Here is a 22,662-nt window from a genome sequence, read left to right as displayed (position 1 = left end):
GTTAGAAATATAGGAAAATAAAAAATCAAGATGGAAGTTATTATTATCATATTACTCATACTTTTGATTTTACTGTCCCTTGCCAATTTTTTCAAAAAGACTGACAAAGCAAATACGAGTCATCAGTTAAATTATCTTAATCAAAATTTAGCGGAAATGCGCTCGGATGTTAATCAGCAACTGGCGCAAAATCGACAAGAACTTTCAAGTAGTTTACGCTCGGTCAATAATGATTTTGCAACACTGACAGAAAATATCAATAGCAAATTTGACTGGCAGTTTAAAGATTTGCAAAGTTCAAATGAGCAAAAATTAGAAAAAATCTCTGTAAGTTTGGTAGAATCTACTGATAGAACGGTCACAAAACTGTCAGAACTGACAGAGGCAATGACAGACAAATTTGACCGTAAATTTAAAGAATTACAAGATTCTAATGATAAGAGATTGAGTCAAATTCAGGAAACGGTCGATGAAAAATTGCAAGAAACATTGAATCGCAGAATTTCACAATCTTTTGAACAGGTCACTTTACATTTGAAAAATGTCGAAGAGGGCTTGGGAGAAATGAGAAATCTTGCCAGTGATGTGGACAGCTTGCAAAAGGTAATGACGGGTGTTAAAACACGCGGGATTGTTGGTGAAATTCAGCTAGGACGAATTTTAGAGCAGATGTTTACAAGCAGTCAATATCGAGAACAAGTCAATATTCAAGGCGCTAACGCTGTGGATTATGCCTTGATTTTGCCTGGAAAATCAGAGGGGTCAGAACTCTTACTCCCAATTGACTCAAAATTCCCCATGGAAGATTATCAACGCTTGCAAATGGCTTTGGAATCTAATGAACCCGTGGAAATTGATAAGACGAGAAAAGCATTGTTTAATGCTGTTAAAGCTCAAGCTAAATCAATCAGTGAAAAATATATTGTCCCGCCAAAAACAACGGATTTTGCCATTATGTTTTTACCAACTGAAGGGCTGTTTATGGAAGTGGTTAATAATCCTGAACTTTATGAGCAAATCAGCCGTGACTATAAGATCAATGTGACAGGGCCAACGACGATGACCGCCGTCTTAAACAGTTTGCAAATGGGCTTTAAAACCTTGCAAATCGAACAAAAATCAGCTGAAGTTTATGAAATGCTAGGAGCAGTCAAAACAGAGTTTGATAAATTTGAAGGTTCGCTCATCAAAGTTCAACAAAAAATTCAGCAATCAGAAAAAGAAATTAATAATCTGATTACGACAAGAACAAATGTCATGAAAAAAGCGCTGACGAATATTGACCGGATAGATGATAGTGAAAGCAGCAAACTTTTGGATTTAGATTGACAAAGTATTAATATTTTATATCGCTTGGCTAGGTCACCCAAAGAGTCGGGCTTACATCTTAAAGGAGAAAACATGGTGCTCATTAAAAACTTAGAAATTGGCGAATTTTTTGAAGGATTTTACCTGATTAAATCAGTTGAATTACGTCAAACGCGGGCGGGGAAAGACTTTTTAGCTTTGAGTTTTCAAGACCGAACGGGAACAATCAATGGAAATATTTGGGATGCTAATCCAAAAGCGGTTGAACAGTTTCGAGCTGGTCGGGTCGTGCATATGAAGGCGCTCAAAGAACTCTATAATGGAATGCCTCAAGTTAATAAAATACAATTGCGTTTAGCGACAGATAGTGAACCCAATCAACCTCATGATTATCGGGAAAGCTCACCTGTTCAAGAAAAAGATTTACGTGAATATGTTCAATCGATTCTTTTTAAAATTGAAAATGCAACCTTAAATCGAATTGTACGCACGATTTTGAAAAAATTTGATAAGGAATTTTATGAATTTCCTGCAGCCAAAACTAATCACCATGCCTTTGAAGGAGGGCTTGCTTATCATACAACAACCATGCTTCATTTAGCAGAAAAAGTTTGCGAAGTTTATCCACAACTCAACGAAAATTTGATGTTTGCTGGTGTATTACTTCATGACATGGCAAAATGTTTGGAATTTACAGGTGCCGAAAATACTTCTTATACTTTAAGAGGAAACTTGCTTGGACATATTGTTTTGATTGATGAAGAAGTGAGTAAAGCCGCCATTGAACTTGGATTTGATGATGATAATGAAGATTTATTGATGCTTCGCCATTGTTTATTGAGCCATCATGGGGAGTTGGAGTATGGTAGTCCTGTTCGCCCACAAATTATGGAAGCAGAAATGATTCATCAAATTGATGTCATGGATGCCAACATGATGATGATGACTACGGCGACTCAAACGCTCGACCCTGGTCAATTTAGTCAGCGGGTTTGGGCTTTGTCTAATCGTAACTTTTATAAACCAAGAAAAGATTAAACCGTGCTTACACGGTTTTTTTGCTGACAGAAATTTTTGTCAGTAAAAATGGTAAAATAGAAAGAAGATAAAAATATTAAGGAGTTTTTTATGAATTACACTTTGAAAAATGACCAATTGAGTGTTATTGTGGACACTTTTGGGGCAGAAATGCATTCCATCCAACATGATGATATTGAATATTTATGGCAAGCCGATCCAAAATTTTGGGGACGTCATGCTCCTGTTCTCTTTCCAATCGTTGGGAAATTAAAAAATGGCCAATATCATTATAATGAGCAAACTTATCAAATGGGTGGACATGGTTTTGCACGTGATAATGATTTTGAATTAATTAAAAAATCCGATAATGAACTCGTTTTTGAGCTCCGTGATAATGAAGATAGCTTGAATCACTATCCTTTCCATTTTAACTTTCGAGTTTCTTACAAATTGGTGGAAAATAAAATCAGAGTCCGTTACGAAGTGAAAAATGAAGACGAAAAATTCATGTCTTTTGGTGTTGGGGCTCACCCAGCATTTAATGTCCCTTTAAAAAATGGGACTTTTGAAGACTATCAGTTAACCGTTTCACCAGATGAAAAACGAACTTTTATTCCGCTTGACCCACCATCAGGAACATTGAAATTAGATGAAAGAGTGGAGACGCAAGTAAATACTCTTCCATTAACAAGAGAACTTTTTGATAAAGATGCTCTAGTTTATACATCATCAGATGAGATGAAAGTTTCATTGACCAACAAATTAGATGAACATGGGGTTACTGTGACTTGGAAAGATATGCCCTATTTTGGCTTATGGTCACCTTATCCAAATGAAGCACCCTTTGTTTGTATCGAGCCATGGTCTGGAATTGCTGACGATGAAAATACTGACGGCGACATCACAACGAAATTTGGGATTAATCAATTAGCGCCAGAGGGAAGCTTCTCTTGTGAATATACTATTGAAATCAATTAATTGACTACTCTCGTATTTTTACGGGAGTTTTTATTTAAAAAAATGCTAGAATTAATTTAGACGTGCTGTCAGTAAACTAAGCATTATGAAATTACTGACAGAAGATAAAACTACTGATAGAAAGTAAAACTCTAATGACCACAATTCTTCTCAATGCCTTGAGTATTCTGCTTGTTTTGTTTTTAGCCCTTTTACTCAAAAAAATCGGTCTGCTTCGCCAAGAAGATGGAGCCCTTACTTCTAAATTGGTTGTTTACTTGACCTTACCAGCAACGATATTAATCGGAGTAAATCATACAAAGCTCTCCGGCATCTTTTTTATTCTGATGTTTATGGGACTTTTTTCTAATCTCCTTTTGGTTTTTCTGGGGAAATTTATTGGACGAAAGGCTAGTGTGCAAGAACGAGGCCTTTATATGTTTGATTTATCGGGCTATAACATTGGAAATTTTTCAATTCCTTTTGTCTCAAGCTTTTTTCCAGCGGCTATTCCTTTTTTAGCCATGTTTGATATGGGTAATTCCTTAATGGTGACTGGAACGACTCAAGCAATTGTTGAACTTTCAAGTGGCCGAAAGAAACACGGCTTTATTTTGCAAGAAATATTTGGCGTCTTATTTCGTAATCCACCCTTTGTTGTTTATATTTTTATGTTTATTTTAGCGATTTTTGGCTTATCTTTTCCTGATGATTGGTTGATTCCAATTCGACCATTGGCAAATGCTAATACATTGTTATCAATTTTTACAATTGGACTTTTTATGGAATTTCGCTTGCCGAAAGGAAAATTAAAACTTCTGTTGAAAATATTGACTTGGCGTTATTTACTAGCTTTTATTTTAGCTAGTTTGGTTTATTTTTTCGCTCCTTTTCCAGCCATAATAAAAGAAGTTCTCTTGTTAATTTTCTTTTGTCCGATGTCCTTTTTGCACATGATTCAAGCCATAGAGCTTGGAAATGATAAGGCTTTGGCGGGACTTGTCATTAGTTTATCCATGTTTATTTCTTTGATTTTAATGAGTATTATTGTGATTGTTTTGTGAGGTGAAAAATGAAAAATAAAATAGAAAAGTTATTAGAAAATTTTGTGCCAGAAGGTCAGCAAGAACAAATTGACCTTAAAGTTTTTCAAAAATTTGCAGCTGATGAAGAAAATTTAAGTCGGGATTCAATTGCTCATTTTACAGCCAGTGCTTTTGTTCTTAATGAAGCCCATGATAAGATTTTAGGGATTTATCATAAAATTTATCAAAGCTGGGGTTGGGTAGGTGGTCATGCTGATGGCAATTCTGACTTATTAGCTGTGGCAGAAAAAGAGGTTCAAGAAGAAACGGGACTTCAAGAATTTAGAAAACTTTCAGAAAAACCGATTTCGATTGAAGCCTTGCCTGTTTTTGGTCACATTCACCGTAAGTATGGTTATGTCAGCGCTCATATTCATCTAAATGTCACTTTTTTATTTGAAGCAAAGGAAAATAGTTCACTTCAAAAGAATACAGATGAAACAGACGGTTTAGGTTGGATTCCTTTAGAAGAATTTTCGGAAAAATCTTCTGAGAAAGAAATGAGAATCATTTACGATAAAATTATTTCTCGAATCATAAAATAAGACTTGCCTTAGGCAAGTTTTATTTTATGATTAAAATTTTTAAATTATCCCATTACGGAATTATAATACGAGGCTATTGCAAATAATTCATGAAGGGCTATAATTGAGTCTAATTCTATGTGAAAGTTGAGTGAGAGATGCCAGTAAAAGTGATTGAAGGTCTGCCTGCCATTGATGAGCTGAGAGCAGATAATATCTTTATTATGGATAATGAACGAGCGAAAAATCAAAATATTCGCCCTTTGAATTTGCTGGTGGTCAATCTCATGCCACGTAAATTGATTACTGAGCGGCAAATTTTACGCTTATTATCAAACACTCCACTTCAAATTAATGTTGATTTTTTGTTTATGGCTAGTCATGAATTCAAAAATACTAAGCAATCGCATTTGGACTCCTTCTATAAATCTTTTTCTGAAATTAAAGATGACTACTATGATGGTTTGATTATAACGGGTGCACCTGTTGAGCAACTTGAATTTGAGGAAGTAGATTATTGGTCTGAGTTTTTAGAAATTGTGAAGTGGTCAAAAAGCCATGTTTATTCTAGTTTACATATTTGTTGGGGAGCACAAGCAGCACTTTATGCCCGTTATGAGGTAACAAAAGAAAATCTTCCACAAAAATTGTGTGGTATTTATAAAAGCTCAGTAGAGCAACCTAAAAATCCATTATTTAGAGGTTTTGATGACTCTTTTTATTATCCACAGTCACGATATACCCAATCAAATCCATCAGTAATAAATAAAATTCCTGATTTAGAAGTCTTGTCAACATCCAAAGAAACTGGTTTTTCTATTTTAGCCAAAAAAAATTTACGTGAAGTTTATCTTTTTGGTCATTTAGAATACGACCGAGAAACTCTAGCTTGGGAATATGAAAGAGATAAGGAAGAAGGCTTAAAGCCTGCTCTCCCTAAAAATTATTTTCCAAAAGATAATGATAAGGAGAAACCACAAATGAGCTGGGCTTCAGCTGCCTCACTCTTTTTTTCAAATTGGCTGAATTATGCCGTTTATCAAGGAACGCCCTATTTGGGAGAACGTCTTGGTCATCATTGCGGTGAAGAGAATTATGATTTTAATCAAAAAGAGTAGAACAAAGGTGTTTTCTATAGGAGAAAATTTATGGATAAAAGATTAGATACTTTATTGGCACAAGTCGGAATTCATCAAGATGAAGCTACTGGGGCTTTAGTCAGTCCTTTGCATTTTTCAACGACCTATCAACATCCAGAATATGGGAAATCGACTGGATTTGATTATACTCGAACGAAAAATCCCACACGAGCGACTTTAGAAGAAGCACTTGCTTCAATTGAATCAGGGCAATTCGCTTTGGCAACTTCGTCAGGAATGGCTGCAATTGTTTTAGCATTTGAGGTTTTTCCTGTTGGAGCTAAAATCGTGGCCTCTAGAGATTTATATGGTGGCTCTTTTCGCTGGTTTGACGAACAAGAAAAAGAAGGACGTTTTTCATTTACTTATGCCAATAATGAAAAAGAAATGCTTGATTTAATTGATGAATCGACAGATATTGTTTATATTGAAAGTCCAACAAATCCAATGATGATTAAGTATAACATTGAAAAGATTGCGAATAAGGCGCAAGCAAATCATGCGAAAGTGATTGTTGATAATACTTTTTATACTCCAATCTATCAGAGACCATTGGAGCTGGGGGCTGACATTGTCATTCATTCGGCGACAAAATATCTGTCAGGGCATAACGACGTTTTGGCTGGAGCGGTCATTGTTCATGATGAAAAGCTTTATGAAAAATTAGTCTATAAACTTAATACTACTGGAGCAGTTCTTTCTCCTTTTGATAGTTATCTCGTCATGCGAGGTTTAAAGACCTTAAGCCTAAGAATGGAAAGAGCAACTAAAAATGCGCTTAAAATTGTGGCTTTTCTAAAAAAGCTTCCGTCAGTAAAAGAAGTGCTCTATCCGGGATTGGGAGGAATGATTTCTTTAAAGGTGATTGACAAAAATAAAATTCCAGACATTTTAAATCACTTACAAGTTTTTACTTTCGCTGAAAGTTTAGGAGGTGTTGAGTCTTTAATTACCTATCCTGCAGAACAAACCCACCATGATATTCCACTTGAAATTAGAGAAAGTTATGGTCTAACTGATGACTTGCTTCGCCTTTCTATTGGTATAGAAGATGTACGTGATTTAATAGAAGACCTTAAAGAAGCACTAGAAAATTAAATATTTACTGATGAAAGAACTAACATATCTGTAATAGCTGTCCATGGGTTCTGAGTTTCGCTGTACCATTTCTCTATCCACTAATCTTCGCTACGCTCGAATGTCTACTTGCTGTAAGGTGCTAAAGCACCGACGCAAGTCGTAAGCGAATGATAAAAGGGTAAGGCAGTAACAGGCATCTTATGTCAGTAAGAAAATAAATCCGTAAGTGTTAAAATTAGACTCTGTCAGTATAAAAATTACTGACAGAAACGAAAAAAGAAGAGAGTATAAAAATGACAAAATATGATTTTACAACCATTCCAAATCGACTTGAACATAATTCTGTAAAATGGCAAGAAATAAAAGAAAATCCCCATAAACTTCCCTTATGGGTAGCTGATATGGATTTTCTGGCCTTGCCAGAAATTAAACAAAGCATCCATGATTACGCTGATTACGGTGTTTATGGCTATGCTTATGTGGAAGATAGCCTGATAGAAAGTGTGCAAAATTGGGAAAAAAATCAACATCAGTATGAATTTTCTAAAGAAAGTCTAATACTAGTTGAAGGAGTAGTTCCAGGAATTGGTCTGGCCATTCAAGCACTAACGAAAGAAAATGATGCTGTTTTAATCAATACCCCTGTATATCCCCCCTTTGCTCGAACAGTTAAATTAAATAATCGAAAATTGGTTGAGAATGCTCTTCTTGAAAAAAATGGCGAGTTTTTAATTGATTTCAAAACTTTTGAAAAAGATATTGTTGAAAATTCCGTAAAATTATATATTCTCTGTAACCCTCACAATCCGGGTGGGCGCGTGTGGACCAAAGAAGAATTGCTAAAAATTGGTCAAATATGTCAAAAACACAATGTTTTGTTGGTCTCAGATGAAATCCACCAAGATTTGACTCTGTTTGGGCATGAACATCATACTTTCAATAAGATTGCTCCAGACTTCAAAGAATTTTCAGTTCTTTTATCCTCGGCCACTAAAAGCTTTAATATTGCTGGTGTAAAATGTGCTTATGCAATTATTGAAAATAAAAATTTACGCGAGAAATACTTACAAAGAAGATTAATGAATAATCAACAAGAAATCAGCAGTTTAGGCATGCTTGCAACTCAAGTTGCTTACAATAAAGGGGCACAGTGGTTGAGTGAACTCAAAGAAGTATTGGAAAAAAATATTACTTATGTTGAGTCAGAACTTCATCAAAAAACGAAAATAAAAGTGATGAAACCCCAAGGAACTTATTTAATTTGGCTTGATTTTTCTGACTATAAATTAAATGATAAAGAATTGGATAAAAAGTTATCAGAAGAAGCGGAAGTTATTTTAAATAAAGGAGCAAGTTTTGGACAGGCAGGACAGGCTCATGCCCGATTGAATGCTGCAGCCCCATTTTCTTTAATTGAGGAGGCAACAAAAAGACTTGTCGAAACCTTTGCTATTTAACGATTTTAGTTGAAAAAGTATCTTTAAGCTTCACTGTTTATAACACGCTATCTTCGCTTCGCTGCAATGTCCACTTTCGCTAAGTGGCTAAAACAACAAGTTGAGCCGCACTCACTTCAGTAGGAAATTATCGTTCCTAGATGAAACAACTAGCATATCTGTAAGCCAGTAAACTGGCAACAGCTATCCTGTGTTTCGTTCGGTCATAAGAGATAAAAACGAATAAGACAAAAGCTCGTTTCGTCTTATCGGTTATGATATAATCAACTTATGAATGATATTTTACAACTTACAATTGTTTTAATTGCCTCGCTAATTGCAACCCTTGCTTCACGGCGTCTTAAAATTCCTGCTGTTGTTGGACAGATGCTTGTTGGAATTTTGATTGCTCCGTCAGTTCTAGGGCTTGTTCATAGCGGACATGTTTTAGAAGTGATGTCAGAAATCGGTGTGATTTTACTCATGTTTTTAGCGGGTCTTGAGAGTGATTTAACGGTTTTAAAGAAAAATTTCAAAGCATCAATGCTTGTAGCCATTGGCGGTGTGATTGTTCCTTTAATAGTTTTTGGCCTAGTAGCTTTTAGTTTTGGCTACGGAATGTCTACGAGTTTCTTTTACGGAATTGTTTTTGCCGCAACATCGGTTTCAATTACCGTTGAAGTTTTGCAAGAATATGGCAAACTCAGTACACGTGCCGGCTCAATTATTCTAGGAGCAGCGGTTGTTGATGATATTTTAGCCGTTTTGATTTTATCAATTTTTACCAGTTTCAAAAATGGAGGGTCTGGGACTCATCTTTTCTTCCAGTTTTTACTTGAACTTCTCTTTTTTGCCTTTTTATTTGTTGTCCATAAATTGATTCCCAGATTTTGGAAGTTTGTCCAAAAACTGCCAATCGCCAACAAGAATACGATTGTTGCTTTGATCATCTGTTTAGGATTGAGTTTACTTGCAGATAGTGTGGGAATGTCAGCCGTGATAGGGAGCTTCTTTGCAGGACTTGCTATTTCACAAACAGAAGTCAGTCATAAAATTGAAGAATATACTTCAGCCATTGGGTATGTGATTTTTATCCCAGTCTTCTTTGTACTCATTGCCATATCCGTTCAATTTGACAGTTTAATTCATCATCCATGGATTATTTTGCTCTTTACACTTCTAGCGATTTTGACCAAATTTATTCCTGCCTATTTTGTTGGGAAATCTAATAAATTGAGTACCGGGGAAAGTATGCTGATTGGGACGGGAATGATTTCACGTGGAGAAATGGCCTTGATTGTGGCACAAATTGGACTGACAAGTGCCATTATTACTGATGAAGTTTATTCTGAATTGGTCATTGTCATAATTTTAGCAACTGTCCTAGCTCCATTTTTAATCAAGTTAGTCTTGAAAAAATATGATAATTAAGGAAAAAATAATTTTTAAAATTTCATCTTATTCCCCAAAAAAGACTGAAAAAGTGGTAAAATAGAAAAAATGCTTTTAGAGAATGGCGCCATCTGCTATGCTCTAAAAAATTTTGCCTAAAATTAGCAAAATTGCCATATAATGGCAGTTTACAAATCTGAACTTTGCTTAGCAAAGGGATCTAGCGAAAGGAAAATCAAAATGTCAAAATTTCAAGTCGTAGAACATCCATTGATTCAACACAAACTCTCAATCTTGCGTCGTAAAGAGGCGTCAACAAAAGAATTCCGTGAGCTTGTTGACGAAATCGGAATGCTTATGGCCTACGAAGTATCAAGAGATTTACCTCTCGAAGATGTCGAAATTGAAACACCTGTTCAAAAAACGACAGTTAAACAAATCGCGGGTAAAAAATTAGCGATTGTGCCAATCTTACGTGCAGGTATCGGGATGGTTGATGGAATTTTGAAATTAATTCCAGCTGCTCGTGTGGGACATATCGGAATGTACCGTGATGAAGAAACACTTAAACCAGTTGAGTATTTAGTAAAACTTCCAGCAGATATTGCTGACCGTCAAATTTTCCTTGTTGACCCAATGCTTGCAACAGGTGGTTCAGCAATTTTGGCAGTTGATTCTCTTAAAAAACGTAATGCTAAAGCAGAAAATATTAAATTCGTTTGTCTTGTTGCCGCACCAGAAGGTGTAAAAGCCCTTCAAGAAGCACATCCAGATATCGAAATTTATACAGCAGCTTTGGATGAAAAACTTAATGAACATGGTTATATCGTTCCAGGTCTTGGTGACGCTGGTGACCGTTTGTTCGGTACAAAATAAGAAAAAATCCCTTATTTTTAGATAGGGGATTTTTTTATTTTATAAAAAAAGTAATTTTTTGAATCAAAATAGTTTACAAGTGTAAATTTATTTGATAAGATTACAGATGTAAACAATAAAACAAAAAAGGAAGTAATTATTATGTCATTCATTAAATCATTAGAAAACCGTCGCACAATCTACGCTCTTGGAAGAAATGTTCAAGATGAAGCAAAAGTTATTGAAACAATTAAAGAAGCAGTTCGTTTTTCACCAACAGCTTTCAATTCACAAACAGGACGTCTTTTGATTCTGACTGGGGATGCTCAAGATAAGCTTTGGGATGAAATTGTTGCACCAGAACTTAAAGCTGCTATGGAAGCACAAGGTGTTCCAGAATCAGCTTGGGATAACACACGTGCAAAACTTGATGGATTTAAAGCGGCATTTGGAACAATTCTCTTCTTTGAAGATCAAGCGGTTGTTAAAAACCTTCAAGAACAATTTGCTCTTTACGCTGATAACTTCCCAGTTTGGTCAGAACAAGGTTCAGGAATTATTTCTGTTAACGTTTGGACAGCACTTGCTGAACTTGGCTTAGGTGCTAACTTGCAACATTACAATCCATTGATTGACGAAGCAGTTGCTAAAGAATGGAATCTTCCAGAAAGCTGGAAACTTCGTGGACAACTCGTATTTGGTTCAATCGAAGCACCAGCTGGTGAAAAAACTTTCATGGATGATGCTGACCGTTTCATCGTTGCTAAATAATCAATTATTTTTAATGACCGTCAGTAAAATTTACTGACGGTTTTTTATTTTGTAAGGTTGAACTCTAAAAAGCTCCATGCTATAATTGTCCAAAAGGAAGTGGAAATGAAAAAGATAAAAATGAGGCGATTTTTACAAGATAAAAGACATCCTGCCCTTGATTTTTTGAAATATGTTGGTCCTGGATTAATTGTTGCGGTCGGCTTTATTGACCCTGGGAATTGGGCGGCTAACCTAGCAGCAGGCTCACAATTTGGCTATAAACTACTCTGGGTAATCACTTTATCAACAATTATGTTGGCGTTTCTTCAGCATAATGTGGCTCACTTGGGAATTGTCACAGGGAAATGTTTATCAGAAAATGCGACCCAATATCTCAGGCCCTGGCTCAGTAGAACTATTTTGGGGACAGGAGTCCTAGCATCTATTTCAACAGCAGTTGCCGAAATTTTGGGTGGAGCGATAGCTTTGCAAATGCTTTTTAAATTGCCGATTGTAATAGGTGCAATTTTAACGGCTGGCTTGGTTATCTGGTTTTTATTCAGCAATTCTTATCCAAAGATTGAAAAAGTAATTATTGGTTTTGTAAGTTTGATTGGGATTGCACTTTTGCTAGAGATTTTTATTATTCCTCATATTAACTGGGGACAGGCTGCTAAAGGAATGGTCATTCCTTTTGTTGATGCAAAATCTATGCCTATTATTATGTCAGCTTTAGGGGCTGTAGTTATGCCTCACAATCTATTTTTGCACTCGGAAGTCATTCAAAGTCGTCAGTGGAATTTAAAAGACGAAGCCGTAATGGAAAGACAATTACGTTTTGAATTCTTTGATACAATTTTTTCAATGTTTTTAGGTTGGGTCATTAATTCTGCGATTATTATCATTGCTGCCGCTTTATTTTTCCCACGTATCGTCACCGAAATTAGTCAGGCTCAAGAAATGCTTGTTCCTCTGCTTGGTCCAGTAGCTGCTATTCTCTTTGCCATTGCCTTTCTTTTTGCAGGAGTTGCTTCGTCAGTCACAGCTGGAATGGCAGGAGGGTCAATTTTTGCAGGAATCTTTGCAGAACCTTATGATGCCCAAGATCCTCACAGTAAGTTAGGCGTTTTAATTACAATTATTGGTGCAACTCTGGCAATTTGTGGATTGAGTTTTGTAACGTCATCATTCAATATTTTAATTTATTCACAAGTTTTCCTGAGTATTCAATTACCAATTACCATCTTTTTACAAATTTATTTGACAAGTTCTAAAAAAGTGATGGGGAAATATAAGAACGTTTGGTTCACTAAGTGGCTTTTATTGGCAACGGGGATTTTTGTAACCCTACTCAATATCGTATTAATCGTCGAAACTTTTAAATAATTCTAAAAAATTTGCTATAATAGTTTTGTAAGAAGATTAAAAAATGAGGAGAAAATGATGCAAGCAAAATTAGTTAATAAAGTAGTCATCAAACGTAACGGTCATGTCGTTGACTGGGATAGTTTCCGGATTCAAACAGCAGTATTTAAAGCAGCAATCAATGGTAAGTATAAAGACAAACCCCTCCATGCCAATATGATTGCCAATAATGTCACTAAGGTCGTTGAAAAAGTAATTGCTGAGCTTTCTTTTGAAAAAATTGAGATTGAAACCATTCAAAATCAAGTGATTAAACAACTCAATGACTTTGATAAAGATGTTGCGCGCGACTTTCTCGCTTACAAAACAAAGCAAAATATCGAGCAAAGACATTAAAAAGTTCATTATATACAAAAAGAACCTAATCGGTTCTTTTTTTGAAAAATCTACTGACAAAAGGACTAAATTGAACAAAAAAATATCTGTCAGTAATTTTGAAAGAGTAAAAAGAGCAAATAGAATAAAAAGTAATTTTTAGCTATTTTATTGACGCAACTTGCTGTTAATTAATCCAAAAAAAGTTTTATTTATGAATTTTATAAGAAACTTAAATTCATTCTTGACAAATTTTAGAGCAAGCTTTACAATATAGATAGAGACATGTTTTTAGTGAAAATTTCTAAGAAATCAGACGGTTGATGCGAGTCTGAAAATGGCAACTAAAAATACCACTCAACCTTACAAGCTTGACTTGTAAAATAAATTCTTTCTGGACAACAGAAAAGCGTTGCTGACACGTTACGTCAAAGAAGAGAAGTTTACTGATGAAAATTCTAGCATGACCATGAGCGCTATGGCTTCAATGGCTATCCTAGGTCAAGAATCCAAGCAGTTCTGTAAGTAGTAATTGTGGTGATTTTTGACATAAAGAAGAGTCAGTAAATGAAACAAAGGTGGTAACACGCAGATAGCGTCCTTTAAGGGATGAGATTTGCGTTTTTTTATTTCCATAAATTACTGACAGCACTACTAATAGATAAAAAAGTTTTGTCAGTAAACTAAAAATGATAAAAAGAAAGGCACATAAAATGATTAAAATAACATTTCCAGATGGCAACATAAAAGAATTTGAGTCAGGTGTAACAACATTTGAAATTGCCAAATCAATCTCACCAAGTCTTGCCAAAAAAACACTTGCAGGTAAGGTTAACGGGAAGTTGATTGATGCGACACGTGCAATCAATGAAGATAGCGATTTTGAAATTGTAACGCCAGACCATGAAGATGCGCTTGGAATTCTACGCCATTCAGCCGCTCACCTTTTTGCTCAAGCAGCAAAACGTCACTTCCCGAATATTCATTTGGGTGTTGGACCAGCTATTCAAGATGGATTTTATTATGATACAGATAATGAAGCAGGCCAAATTTCAAATGACGACTTAGCAACAATTGAAGCTGAAATGAAGAAAATTGTCAAAGAAAACTTCAAATCAGAGCGTAAAGAAGTCAGCAAAGCTGAAGCAAAAGAAATTTTTGCAAATGACCCTTACAAACTTGAACTCATTGAAGAACATAACGAAGATGAAGGTGGACTCACTATCTACACTCAAGGGGAATACACTGACCTTTGTCGTGGCCCACATGTTCCGTCAACTGGTGTCATCAAATTTTTCCACCTTCTCAACGTTGCCGGTGCTTACTGGCGCGGTAATTCTGATAACAAGATGATGCAACGTATTTACGGTACAGCCTGGTTTTCAAAAGAAGAATTAGAAGCAAATCTTAAACTTCGTGAAGAAGCAAAAGAACGTGATCACCGTAAACTCGGTCGTGAACTCGATTTGTTCTTTAACGACGCAGAACTTGGTGCAGGTACAGCTTACTGGCTCCCAGCTGGTGCTACTATTCGTCGAATCATTGAACGTTTTGTCGTTGACCAAGAAGTGAAAAATGGTTATCAACATGTTATCACACCAGTCATGATGAACCTTAATACTTACAAACAATCAGGTCATTGGCAACATTACCATGAAGATATGTACCCACCAATGGATATGGGAGACGGCGAAGAAATGGAACTTCGTCCAATGAACTGCCCAAGCCATATTGCCATCTATAAGCACCATGTCCACTCTTATCGTGAACTCCCAATTCGTATCGCCGAATTTGGAATGATGCATCGTTATGAAAAATCAGGTGCACTCTCAGGACTTCAACGTGTGCGTGAAATGACTCTGAATGATGGTCATACATTCGTGATGTTAGAACAAGTCCAAGAAGAATTTAGTAAAATTCTTCAATTGATTATGGACATGTACCGTGACTTTGGAATCAATGATTACAGTTTCCGTCTCAGCTATCGTGACCCTAAAGATACAGTTAAATACTTCCCAGATGATGAAATGTGGGAAAAATCTCAAGCAATGCTTAAAGCAACAATGGACGACATGAAACTTGAATATGTTGAAGCAGAAGGGGAAGCTGCATTTTACGGTCCCAAACTTGACATTCAAGTTAAAACAGCCCTCGGAAATGAAGAAACGCTCTCAACTATTCAGTTAGACTTCCTCAATCCAGAAAACTTTGACATCTCATATGTTGGGGCTGATGGAGAAAAACATCGTCCAGTGATGATTCACCGTGGTGTAATTTCAACACTTGAACGTTTCATTGCCTACCTTATCGAAGTTTACAAAGGGGCTTTTCCAACATGGCTTGCTCCAACTCAAGCAACGATTATTCCAGTAAATAATGAAATTCATGCCGATTATGCTTGGAAAATTCAACGTGAACTTCAAGACAAAGGCTTCCGTGTTGTTGTTGATGAAGCCAACGAAAAAATGGGTTGGAAAATTCGCCAATCACAAACTCACAAAATTCCTTACCAAATCGTTATTGGTGACCAAGAACAGGCCGATGGTACAGTAAATATTCGTCGTTATGGCTCAAAAGAAACAGAAGTCATACCGTTTGAAGATTTTATTGAAAAAATCAGTGCCGATGTAGCTAATTTTAGCCGAGTTGACTAAATTAAAAAAGACTGTTGAAAAATAGTCTTTTTTTTATACTGTTGTATCAATATAAGGTATAATAAATGGTATTAAAATGACAATAAGGATAGAATAAAGAGAAATATGGAAGTGATAAGCAGTTTTTACTTGTTTTTAGAAATTTTAGGGACAGTGGCATTTGCCATTTCGGGAACAGTAGTCGGGATTAACCATAAATTGGATGTTTTTGGAGTGCTCGTAATGTCAGTTATTACAGCGGTAGGAGGAGGAATCTTTCGTGATTTGCTTTTGGGAGCGACTCCGCCTTCAGCATTGAAATCACCATTTTTTATTATAATTTCTATAATTGCTTCTATAATAGCCATGTTTGTTGCTTGGATTGTAAAATCTAAAAGAAATGCCTTGAATATTTTTAAAGCGGCTCGCTTCTATAATAATCTTCTCTTGGTTTCAGATGCAATCGGTTTGGGAATATTTACCGTATTAGGAATTGATGCAGGAATAGCCCATGGTTATTCACAAAATATATTTTTTGTTGTATTTTTAGGAGTACTTACTGGTGTTGGTGGCGGAATGATTCGAGATATCATCGCTAATCAGGTCCCAATGATTTTTAGAGAAAATATCTACGCTTTGCCTTGTATAATAGGAGGAATTCTTTATGTATATCTCCAATCAGAAATTAGTCACAACCTCTCATTATTTATCTCTGTCATTTTTATCGTACTTGTTCGTATAATATCAGAACAAAAGAAGCTAAATTTACCAAGAATAGAATATTAAATAAAGGTTAAGAACTTGATAACCATAGGCTTTGTCGAACGAAGATAAAAAAAGATTGAAAAAGCCACATTAAATTCTTGACAGGGAGAGATAGGTTTGATAGAATATAATAGTTGTCGCGAGAGACGAGCGTTGAAGCGCGACAAGCTAGACCATTGAAAACTGAATAAAGAAGAATGACTCATGTGATGTAGCAATACATCAAAAATCTGTCAATCAATAATGAAAGACAAGCCAGTCACTTCGGTGACTTAAATACTTTATTTGAGAGTTTGATCCTGGCTCAGGACGAACGCTGGCGGCGTGCCTAATACATGCAAGTTGAGCGATGAAGATTGGTGCTTGCACCAATTTGAAGAGCAGCGAACGGGTGAGTAACGCGTGGGGAATCTGCCTTTGAGCGGGGGACAACATTTGGAAACGAATGCTAATACCGCATAACAACTTTAAACACAAGTTTTAAGTTTGAAAGATGCAATTGCATCACTCAAAGATGATCCCGCGTTGTATTAGCTAGTTGGTGAGGTAAAGGCTCACCAAGGCGATGATACATAGCCGACCTGAGAGGGTGATCGGCCACATTGGGACTGAGACACGGCCCAAACTCCTACGGGAGGCAGCAGTAGGGAATCTTCGGCAATGGACGAAAGTCTGACCGAGCAACGCCGCGTGAGTGAAGAAGGTTTTCGGATCGTAAAACTCTGTTGGTAGAGAAGAACGTTGGTGAGAGTGGAAAGCTCATCAAGTGACGGTAACTACCCAGAAAGGGACGGCTAACTACGTGCCAGCAGCCGCGGTAATACGTAGGTCCCGAGCGTTGTCCGGATTTATTGGGCGTAAAGCGAGCGCAGGTGGTTTATTAAGTCTGGTGTAAAAGGCAGTGGCTCAACCATTGTATGCATTGGAAACTGGTAGACTTGAGTGCAGGAGAGGAGAGTGGAATTCCATGTGTAGCGGTGAAATGCGTAGATATATGGAGGAACACCGGTGGCGAAAGCGGCTCTCTGGCCTGTAACTGACACTGAGGCTCGAAAGCGTGGGGAGCAAACAGGATTAGATACCCTGGTAGTCCACGCCGTAAACGATGAGTGCTAGATGTAGGGAGCTATAAGTTCTCTGTATCGCAGCTAACGCAATAAGCACTCCGCCTGGGGAGTACGACCGCAAGGTTGAAACTCAAAGGAATTGACGGGGGCCCGCACAAGCGGTGGAGCATGTGGTTTAATTCGAAGCAACGCGAAGAACCTTACCAGGTCTTGACATACTCGTGCTATTCCTAGAGATAGGAAGTTCCTTCGGGACACGGGATACAGGTGGTGCATGGTTGTCGTCAGCTCGTGTCGTGAGATGTTGGGTTAAGTCCCGCAACGAGCGCAACCCCTATTGTTAGTTGCCATCATTAAGTTGGGCACTCTAACGAGACTGCCGGTGATAAACCGGAGGAAGGTGGGGATGACGTCAAATCATCATGCCCCTTATGACCTGGGCTACACACGTGCTACAATGGATGGTACAACGAGTCGCGAGACAGTGATGTTTAGCTAATCTCTTAAAACCATTCTCAGTTCGGATTGTAGGCTGCAACTCGCCTACATGAAGTCGGAATCGCTAGTAATCGCGGATCAGCACGCCGCGGTGAATACGTTCCCGGGCCTTGTACACACCGCCCGTCACACCACGGGAGTTGGGAGTACCCGAAGTAGGTTGCCTAACCGCAAGGAGGGCGCTTCCTAAGGTAAGACCGATGACTGGGGTGAAGTCGTAACAAGGTAGCCGTATCGGAAGGTGCGGCTGGATCACCTCCTTTCTAAGGAATATATACAAAGACGTGAGCATTCAACTTTATTCAGTTTTGAGGGGTTTAGTCATAAACCTAAGCAAGAATCAAATTCTTGATTGTGGGGCCTTAGCTCAGCTGGGAGAGCGCCTGCTTTGCACGCAGGAGGTCAGCGGTTCGATCCCGCTAGGCTCCATTGTCAGACAAGACGTTAAAATCACTTGAACATTGAAAACTAAATAACAATATCTAATAACGATAAATAAACCAAAAGCTGTGAATTTTAAAGAATTTACAAACTTATACTTGAAAAACGATGATTATAAATCATCATGGCAAAGTTAATAAGGGCGCACGGTGGATGCCTTGGCACTAAGAGCCGATGAAGGACGTGACTAACGACGATATTCTAGGGGGAGCAGTAAGTACGCATTGATCCCTAGGTCTCCGAATGGGGAAACCCAGCTGCTACTAGCAGTTATTCATGAGTGAATACATAGCTCATGTAAAGGTAACGCAGAGAACTGAAACATCTAAGTACCTGCAGGAAGAGAAAGTAAAAACGATTTCGTAAGTAGCGGCGAGCGAACGCGAAGAAGGGCAAACCAAGAAGCTTGCTTCTTGGGGTTGTAGGACTGCAACGTGGACTTAAGCATTATAGTCGAATAACCTGGGAAGGTTAATCAAAGAGGGTAATAATCCCGTAGACGAAATAGCGCTTATACCTAGCAGTATCCTGAGTAGGGCTGGACACGCGAAATCCAGTTTGAATCCGGGAGGACCATCTCCCAACCCTAAATACTCCTTAGTGACCGATAGTGAACCAGTACCGTGAGGGAAAGGTGAAAAGAACCCCGAGAGGGGAGTGAAATAGCACCTGAAACCGTGTGCCTACAAGAAGTTCGAGCCCGTTAATGGGTGAGAGCGTGCCTTTTGTAGAATGAACCGGCGAGTTACGTTATGATGCGAGGTTAAGTTGAAGAGACGGAGCCGTAGGGAAACCGAGTCTGAATAGGGCGACTTAGTATCATGATGTAGACCCGAAACCTAGTGACCTATCCATGAGCAGGGTGAAGGTGTGGTAAGACGCACTGGAGGCCCGAACCAGGACACGTTGAAAAGTGTTTGGATGACTTGTGGATAGCGGAGAAATTCCAAACGAACTGGGAGATAGCTGGTTCTCTCCGAAATAGCTTTAGGGCTAGCGTCGAAATGTAAGTGTATTGGAGGTAGAGCACTGTTTGGGTGAGGGGTCCGTCTAGGATTACCAATCTCAGATAAACTCCGAATGCTAATACACATGTTCGGCAGTCAGACTGCGAGTGCTAAGATCCGTAGTCGAAAGGGAAACAGCCCAGACCAACAGCTAAGGTCCCAAAATATATGTTAAGTGGAAAAGGATGTGGGGTTGCACAGACAACTAGGATGTTAGCTCAGAAGCAGCTATCATTCAAAGAGTGCGTAATAGCTCACTAGTCGAGTGACCCTGCGCCGAAAATGTACCGGGGCTAAACATATTACCGAAGCTTTGGATTGATATTTTATCAATGGTAGGAGAGCGTTCTTAACCGCGATGAAGGTATACCGTGAGGAGTGCTGGAGCGTTAAGAAGTGAGAATGCCGGTATGAGTAGCGCAAGATAAGTGAGAATCTTATCCACCGTAAGACTAAGGTTTCCAGGGGAAGGCTCGTCCGCCCTGGGTTAGTCGGGACCTAAGGCGAGGCCGAAAGGCGTAGTCGATGGACAACTGGTTGATATTCCAGTACTAGATATGATCGTGATGGAGGGACGCAGTAGGCTAAGAGATGCCAGTTAATGGATTCTGGTCTAAGCAGTGAGGTGTGAGATGTGTCAAATGCATTTCTCTCTAACATTGAGCTGTGATGGGGAAGCAACTACGGTTGCGAACTCTCTGATGTCACACTGCCAAGAAAAGCTTCTAGCGTAAAGTCATATCTACCCGTACCGCAAACCGACACAGGTAGTCGAGGCGAGTAGCCTCAGGTGATCGAGAGAACTCTCGTTAAGGAACTCGGCAAAATAGCCCCGTAACTTCGGGAGAAGGGGTGCTGGTGTAAAAGCCAGCCGCAGTGAATAGGCCCAAGCAACTGTTTATCAAAAACACAGCTCTCTGCTAAACCGCAAGGTGATGTATAGGGGGTGACGCCTGCCCGGTGCTGGAAGGTTAAGAGGAGTGCTTAGACGTAAGTCGAAGGTATGAATTGAAGCCCCAGTAAACGGCGGCCGTAACTATAACGGTCCTAAGGTAGCGAAATTCCTTGTCGGGTAAGTTCCGACCCGCACGAAAGGCGTAATGATTTGGGCACTGTCTCAACGAGAGACTCGGTGAAATTTTAGTACCTGTGAAGATGCAGGTTACCCGCGACAGGACGGAAAGACCCCATGGAGCTTTACTGTAGTTTGATATTGAGTACCTGTAAGTCATGTACAGGATAGGTAGGAGCCATTGAAATAGGGACGCTAGTTTCTATTGAGGCGTTGTTGGGATACTACCCTTGACTTATGGTTACTCTAACCCGCTGGCATAATCGGCCAGGGAGACAGTGTCTGACGGACAGTTTGACTGGGGCGGTCGCCTCCTAAAGAGTAACGGAGGCGCTCAAAGGTTGGCTCAGATTGGTTGGAAATCAATCGTAGAGTGTAAAGGTAAAAGCCAGCTTGACTGCGAGAGCTACAACTCGAGCAGGTAGGAAACTAGGACTTAGTGATCCGGTGGTACCGCATGGAAGGGCCATCGCTCAACGGATAAAAGCTACCCTGGGGATAACAGGCTTATCTCCCCCAAGAGTTCACATCGACGGGGAGGTTTGGCACCTCGATGTCGGCTCGTCGCATCCTGGGGCTGTAGTCGGTCCCAAGGGTTGGGCTGTTCGCCCATTAAAGCGGCACGCGAGCTGGGTTCAGAACGTCGTGAGACAGTTCGGTCCCTATCCGTCGCGGGCGTAGGTAATTTGAGAGGATCTGTCCTTAGTACGAGAGGACCGGGATGGACTTACCGCTGGTGTACCAGTTGTTCCGCCAGGAGCACGGCTGGATAGCTATGTAGGGAAGGGATAAGCGCTGAAAGCATCTAAGTGCGAAGCCCACCTCAAGATGAGATTACCCATTCGTAAGAATTAAGAGCCCAGAGAGATGATCTGGTAGATAGGCTGGAAGTGGAAGAGTTGCGAGACTTGGAGCGGACCAGTACTAATCGCTCGAGGACTTTACCAAAAGAGTCAAATATAAAATGCTTATGGTTTAGAAGTTAGAAGAATTGTTATTTAGTTTTGAATGTTCAAAGTAACATTTAATGATTTGGTCATCATTGCGATGGAGATACACCTGTTCCCATGTCGAACACAGAAGTTAAGTCCATCTACGGCGGAAGTACTTGGGGGTTGCCCCCTGGGAGATATGCGAGTGGCCAAGTTTGGGAGTTTAGCTCAGCTGGGAGAGCATCTGCCTTACAAGCAGAGGGTCAGCGGTTCGATCCCGTTAACTCCCATTGGTTGTTTCAGCCATTAATTGAATAAAGGTTCTGTAGTGTAGCGGTTATCACGTCGCCCTGTCACGGCGAAGATCGCGGGTTCGATTCCCGTCAGAACCGTTAGTAGTAATACTAATGACTCGTTAGCTCAGTTGGTAGAGCATTTGACTTTTAATCAAAGGGTCGCTGGTTCGAGCCCAGCACGGGTCATAATTCCTAGCGGATGTGGCGGAATTGGCAGACGCACTAGATTTAGGATCTAGCGCTTAACGGCGTGGGGGTTCAAGTCCCTTCATCCGCATACTAGGTTATTAGCCGACTTAGCTCAGTTGGTAGAGCATCTGATTTGTAATCAGAGGGTCGCGTGTTCGAATCATGTAGTCGGCATTGTCGTAAGACACAAAGTTTAAGTGCGAACGTAGTTCAGGGGTAGAACACAACCTTGCCATGGTTGGGGTCGCGAGTTCGAATCTCGTCGTTCGCTTGATAAATCTCCCTACGGGAGTTTTTGTATAATACCCGGGGTGGCGGAACTGGCAGACGCACAGGACTTAAAATCCTGCGAGGGGTAACCTTCGTACCGGTTCGAAACCGGTCCTCGGGATATGATAAGATTAATAGTTTTAGCTATTAATCTTTTTTTATTTTTATTTAAGAATGGCTTAATAAAGCGGTTACTTTGGATT

15 protein-coding genes, 8 tRNA genes and 3 rRNA genes are annotated in these 22,662 nt (G+C 39.0%); all 26 read left to right on the top strand.

Annotation, left to right across the window (positions count from 1 at the left end; translation table 11 throughout):
- The first annotated feature begins 30 nt into the window (after nucleotides 1-30).
- The 26 genes from KW2_RS09915 to KW2_RS09790 all read left to right on the top strand — a co-directional run bounded on the left by KW2_RS09915 (nucleotide 31) and on the right by KW2_RS09790 (nucleotide 22,580).
- Nucleotides 31-1,329 carry a DNA recombination protein RmuC gene (locus KW2_RS09915; RefSeq protein ID WP_021037854.1) on the top strand — a complete coding sequence of 433 codons (1,299 nt, stop codon included), beginning with the start codon at nucleotides 31-33 and terminating at the stop codon, nucleotides 1,327-1,329.
- Between the two features lie 72 nt (nucleotides 1,330-1,401).
- Nucleotides 1,402-2,346, top strand: a complete 945-nt coding sequence (locus KW2_RS09910; protein WP_011835880.1) for a 3'-5' exoribonuclease YhaM family protein — start codon at nucleotides 1,402-1,404, stop codon at nucleotides 2,344-2,346.
- Nucleotides 2,347-2,436: 90 nt separating this feature from the next.
- Nucleotides 2,437-3,306, top strand: a complete 870-nt coding sequence (locus tag KW2_RS09905) for an aldose 1-epimerase family protein (RefSeq protein ID WP_021037853.1) — start codon at nucleotides 2,437-2,439, stop codon at nucleotides 3,304-3,306.
- Between the two features lie 134 nt (nucleotides 3,307-3,440).
- Entirely contained in the window at nucleotides 3,441-4,349 is a 909-nt protein-coding gene (locus KW2_RS09900; RefSeq protein WP_021037852.1) for an AEC family transporter, read from the top strand.
- A gap of 8 nt (nucleotides 4,350-4,357) precedes the next feature.
- Complete coding sequence (locus tag KW2_RS09895; RefSeq protein ID WP_021037851.1) at nucleotides 4,358-4,915, top strand: NUDIX hydrolase; 558 nt, start codon at nucleotides 4,358-4,360, stop codon at nucleotides 4,913-4,915.
- Between the two features lie 137 nt (nucleotides 4,916-5,052).
- Entirely contained in the window at nucleotides 5,053-6,012 is a 960-nt protein-coding gene (locus tag KW2_RS09890; protein ID WP_021037850.1) for a homoserine O-succinyltransferase, read from the top strand.
- A gap of 30 nt (nucleotides 6,013-6,042) precedes the next feature.
- Nucleotides 6,043-7,131 carry a cystathionine gamma-synthase gene (locus KW2_RS09885; RefSeq protein WP_021037849.1) on the top strand — a complete coding sequence of 363 codons (1,089 nt, stop codon included), beginning with the start codon at nucleotides 6,043-6,045 and terminating at the stop codon, nucleotides 7,129-7,131.
- A 275-nt stretch (nucleotides 7,132-7,406) separates the two neighbouring features.
- Complete coding sequence (locus KW2_RS09880; RefSeq protein ID WP_021037848.1) at nucleotides 7,407-8,570, top strand: MalY/PatB family protein; 1,164 nt, start codon at nucleotides 7,407-7,409, stop codon at nucleotides 8,568-8,570.
- A gap of 270 nt (nucleotides 8,571-8,840) precedes the next feature.
- On the top strand, nucleotides 8,841-9,980 hold the full coding sequence (locus tag KW2_RS09875) for a cation:proton antiporter (RefSeq protein WP_021037847.1): 1,140 nt from the start codon (nucleotides 8,841-8,843) through the stop codon (nucleotides 9,978-9,980).
- Between the two features lie 201 nt (nucleotides 9,981-10,181).
- Nucleotides 10,182-10,817, top strand: a complete 636-nt coding sequence (gene upp, locus KW2_RS09870; protein WP_011835873.1) for a uracil phosphoribosyltransferase — start codon at nucleotides 10,182-10,184, stop codon at nucleotides 10,815-10,817.
- Between the two features lie 141 nt (nucleotides 10,818-10,958).
- Complete coding sequence (locus tag KW2_RS09865) at nucleotides 10,959-11,567, top strand: nitroreductase family protein (RefSeq protein ID WP_011676980.1); 609 nt, start codon at nucleotides 10,959-10,961, stop codon at nucleotides 11,565-11,567.
- Between the two features lie 105 nt (nucleotides 11,568-11,672).
- Entirely contained in the window at nucleotides 11,673-12,935 is a 1,263-nt protein-coding gene (locus KW2_RS09860) for an Nramp family divalent metal transporter (RefSeq protein WP_021037846.1), read from the top strand.
- A 57-nt stretch (nucleotides 12,936-12,992) separates the two neighbouring features.
- Nucleotides 12,993-13,310 carry an ATP cone domain-containing protein gene (locus KW2_RS09855; RefSeq protein WP_004254946.1) on the top strand — a complete coding sequence of 106 codons (318 nt, stop codon included), beginning with the start codon at nucleotides 12,993-12,995 and terminating at the stop codon, nucleotides 13,308-13,310.
- 692 nt (nucleotides 13,311-14,002) lie between these two features.
- On the top strand, nucleotides 14,003-15,943 hold the full coding sequence (gene thrS, locus KW2_RS09850; RefSeq protein ID WP_021037845.1) for a threonine--tRNA ligase: 1,941 nt from the start codon (nucleotides 14,003-14,005) through the stop codon (nucleotides 15,941-15,943).
- A gap of 105 nt (nucleotides 15,944-16,048) precedes the next feature.
- Nucleotides 16,049-16,708 (top strand): trimeric intracellular cation channel family protein, encoded by a 660-nt coding sequence (locus tag KW2_RS09845; protein ID WP_011676977.1) that lies wholly within the window; start codon nucleotides 16,049-16,051, stop codon nucleotides 16,706-16,708.
- A 260-nt stretch (nucleotides 16,709-16,968) separates the two neighbouring features.
- Nucleotides 16,969-18,515: ribosomal RNA gene (locus KW2_RS09840) — 16S ribosomal RNA — on the top strand.
- A 93-nt stretch (nucleotides 18,516-18,608) separates the two neighbouring features.
- Nucleotides 18,609-18,681 (top strand) — tRNA-Ala (locus KW2_RS09835).
- A gap of 138 nt (nucleotides 18,682-18,819) precedes the next feature.
- A 23S ribosomal RNA gene (locus tag KW2_RS09830) occupies nucleotides 18,820-21,720 on the top strand.
- Nucleotides 21,721-21,803: 83 nt separating this feature from the next.
- Nucleotides 21,804-21,919: ribosomal RNA gene (gene rrf / locus KW2_RS09825) — 5S ribosomal RNA — on the top strand.
- Together the 16S, 23S and 5S rRNA genes with 8 tRNA genes alongside form the textbook arrangement of a ribosomal RNA operon.
- Before the next feature lie 2 nt (nucleotides 21,920-21,921).
- Nucleotides 21,922-21,994: transfer RNA gene (locus tag KW2_RS09820), tRNA-Val, on the top strand.
- Between the two features lie 29 nt (nucleotides 21,995-22,023).
- A tRNA-Asp gene (locus KW2_RS09815) sits at nucleotides 22,024-22,096 on the top strand.
- A 17-nt stretch (nucleotides 22,097-22,113) separates the two neighbouring features.
- A tRNA-Lys gene (locus tag KW2_RS09810) sits at nucleotides 22,114-22,186 on the top strand.
- 9 nt (nucleotides 22,187-22,195) lie between these two features.
- A tRNA-Leu gene (locus KW2_RS09805) sits at nucleotides 22,196-22,277 on the top strand.
- Nucleotides 22,278-22,290: 13 nt separating this feature from the next.
- Nucleotides 22,291-22,363, top strand: a tRNA-Thr gene (locus tag KW2_RS09800).
- Between the two features lie 25 nt (nucleotides 22,364-22,388).
- A tRNA-Gly gene (locus tag KW2_RS09795) sits at nucleotides 22,389-22,460 on the top strand.
- A gap of 34 nt (nucleotides 22,461-22,494) precedes the next feature.
- Nucleotides 22,495-22,580, top strand: a tRNA-Leu gene (locus tag KW2_RS09790).
- The last annotated feature ends 82 nt before the right edge of the window (nucleotides 22,581-22,662 follow it).

The sequence above is a fragment of the Lactococcus cremoris subsp. cremoris KW2 genome (genome assembly GCF_000468955.1).
GTDB classification, from domain to species: domain Bacteria; phylum Bacillota; class Bacilli; order Lactobacillales; family Streptococcaceae; genus Lactococcus; species Lactococcus cremoris.
The sequence above is the reverse complement of the archived record's forward strand: the minus strand, read 5'-3'. Positions and strand labels throughout refer to the sequence as shown.

What these genes read in the sequence shown, in the direction of transcription:
- KW2_RS09915 (WP_021037854.1), top strand. Translation starts at nt 31, where the DNA reads ATGGAAGTTATTATTATCATATTACTCATACTTTTGATTTTACTGTCC.
- KW2_RS09910 (WP_011835880.1), top strand. Translation starts at nt 1,402, where the DNA reads ATGGTGCTCATTAAAAACTTAGAAATTGGCGAATTTTTTGAAGGATTT.
- KW2_RS09905 (WP_021037853.1), top strand. Translation starts at nt 2,437, where the DNA reads ATGAATTACACTTTGAAAAATGACCAATTGAGTGTTATTGTGGACACT.
- KW2_RS09900 (WP_021037852.1), top strand. Translation starts at nt 3,441, where the DNA reads ATGACCACAATTCTTCTCAATGCCTTGAGTATTCTGCTTGTTTTGTTT.
- KW2_RS09895 (WP_021037851.1), top strand. Translation starts at nt 4,358, where the DNA reads ATGAAAAATAAAATAGAAAAGTTATTAGAAAATTTTGTGCCAGAAGGT.
- KW2_RS09890 (WP_021037850.1), top strand. Translation starts at nt 5,053, where the DNA reads ATGCCAGTAAAAGTGATTGAAGGTCTGCCTGCCATTGATGAGCTGAGA.
- KW2_RS09885 (WP_021037849.1), top strand. Translation starts at nt 6,043, where the DNA reads ATGGATAAAAGATTAGATACTTTATTGGCACAAGTCGGAATTCATCAA.
- KW2_RS09880 (WP_021037848.1), top strand. Translation starts at nt 7,407, where the DNA reads ATGACAAAATATGATTTTACAACCATTCCAAATCGACTTGAACATAAT.
- KW2_RS09875 (WP_021037847.1), top strand. Translation starts at nt 8,841, where the DNA reads ATGAATGATATTTTACAACTTACAATTGTTTTAATTGCCTCGCTAATT.
- upp (WP_011835873.1), top strand. Translation starts at nt 10,182, where the DNA reads ATGTCAAAATTTCAAGTCGTAGAACATCCATTGATTCAACACAAACTC.
- KW2_RS09865 (WP_011676980.1), top strand. Translation starts at nt 10,959, where the DNA reads ATGTCATTCATTAAATCATTAGAAAACCGTCGCACAATCTACGCTCTT.
- KW2_RS09860 (WP_021037846.1), top strand. Translation starts at nt 11,673, where the DNA reads ATGAAAAAGATAAAAATGAGGCGATTTTTACAAGATAAAAGACATCCT.
- KW2_RS09855 (WP_004254946.1), top strand. Translation starts at nt 12,993, where the DNA reads ATGCAAGCAAAATTAGTTAATAAAGTAGTCATCAAACGTAACGGTCAT.
- thrS (WP_021037845.1), top strand. Translation starts at nt 14,003, where the DNA reads ATGATTAAAATAACATTTCCAGATGGCAACATAAAAGAATTTGAGTCA.
- KW2_RS09845 (WP_011676977.1), top strand. Translation starts at nt 16,049, where the DNA reads ATGGAAGTGATAAGCAGTTTTTACTTGTTTTTAGAAATTTTAGGGACA.